At 38.2% G+C, this 1,722-nt stretch carries 1 rRNA gene and 1 pseudogene; both read right to left on the bottom strand.

Annotation, left to right across the window (positions count from 1 at the left end):
• Nucleotides 1–253: 253 nt before the first annotated feature.
• Nucleotides 254–1,516, bottom strand: a pseudogene (locus ACQKKK_RS26215) (transposase).
• An 87-nt stretch (nt 1,517–1,603) separates the two neighbouring features.
• Nucleotides 1,604–1,719, bottom strand: a 5S ribosomal RNA gene (rrf, locus tag ACQKKK_RS26210).
• Nucleotides 1,720–1,722: the final 3 nt, after the last annotated feature.

Genomic DNA, 1,722 nt, shown 5'->3' with positions numbered 1-1,722 from the left:
CATAACATCTTATTGATTAGTTGTCAACTTCTGCGAAGTTTTTAACTTATTTTAAATCGCTGTGTTTTTCAGCGACCATTTCATCTTATCATTTTCATAGTAAGAAGTCAATAGTTATTATTTTCTTCTAGCAATCTGCCAAAATCGGATGAAGTATTTCGTTTGTCTTAGTTGGTGCTTATTTATATTAATCCTATTTCACTTTAAAGTCAACACATTTTCACAATAAATAATTCCCTTTCCCAATCTTAGATTAAGAATAGATTTCCAGAGCAACATCTATATAGTTCAGTTTGTAGACAAAAGGAGTCGAAATCAAAACATTCCGAACCCCTTTTGAAATTCCCTTTGAATTTTGCCCAATATTAAGGAATTGGCTCTCTACGAGCCCCACTATGTTAGGCATTTTTGGACCTTGCCATGTCCAATTGGCCATCTTCTTTACATTCATGGCAGATTGAGCATCGCTTGCATCGACAATTTTTTTAAGTCCCCTTAAAGTAGTCCAACGCATGCCATGCTTTTCTTTTGCATCTGCGAAAACACGCTCAATCTTTTCTTTACGTTTCGCATAGATGGGCTTTTCATCTTTATGATGACGCAGATGATTTGCTTCTTCCATATAAACATATTCATGTTTGCAGAATAATCCTTCTTTTGTTCGAGGACGTGTATACGGTAAAGCCGGTGTTATTTTATGACCAAATAGATAGCTTGTAATCTCCGGTTTTGTATAAGCTGCATCTGCGGCAACAGCTTCTGGTTTCCTTGCTTTTTCAATTACTTGTCCAACAAATGGCTCTAAGCTGTGACTATCATGAGTATTTCAAGGTGTTACAATTGTCCCCAGTACAACCGTTGCGGTCGGCAGCCGCACGAAATGAATAGGCAAACTGTTTTGTTCGTTCATCTTTGACATAGTAGCCACTCTCACGGTCAGTTGTCTTTGTTTAATTTCTTTGATTTCTTCCTTATTAAATTTATCCGGTGGAAAAGGTTTTTTATTATGGTTTTCACGGTCTTGATTTATTTCTTCTTAAAGTCGTCCTTGATACGCTCGTGTTTCCTTGCGAACGATTTTCCAAATTTCCGCTTATTCGCACTGACTTTCACATGTGTGGAATCAACAAATACGTGTTCTGCACTTATTAACTTTCTATCAGTAGCTATCATTAAGATGTAATAGAAAATCTGTTCAAATAAGTCCGTATCTTTAAAGCGTCGCTCATAATTTTTCCCGAACGTTGAAAGAGGCACTTTATCATGGAAACCATTAGCCTAAGAACCAACGGTAAGCCATATTTGTTTCAATTTCTTCAATCGTTTTACACATGGAACGAATACCGAAGGTATATTGAATGAATGTCAGTTTAACTAAAATAATGGGATCAATACTTGGGCGGCCTACCTCTGAATACATATCTTTCACCAAGTCATATATGAATGAGAAGTCACTGGCGGCCTCCATTTTTTGAACCAAATGGTTCGCTGGCTCCAGTTGATCTAAAGTAATCATTTCAAGATGCTCTCGCTGAATAGAATCATGTTTAAGAATTCTAAATAACGCAAAAAAAGACCAGCCGGATGGCTGATCTTGTAAATGGCTTGGCGGCGTCCTACTCTCACAGGGGGAAACCCCCAACTACCATCGGCGCTGAAGAGCTTAACTGCCGTGTTCGGAATGGGAACGGGTGTGACCTCTTCGCTATCGCCACCAAACAT

This window comes from Peribacillus sp. NPDC006672, from assembly GCF_050274955.1.
GTDB lineage: Bacteria > Bacillota > Bacilli > Bacillales > DSM-1321 > Peribacillus.
Note: the sequence above shows the minus strand (reverse complement) of the source record. Positions and strands in the feature narration are given on the sequence as shown.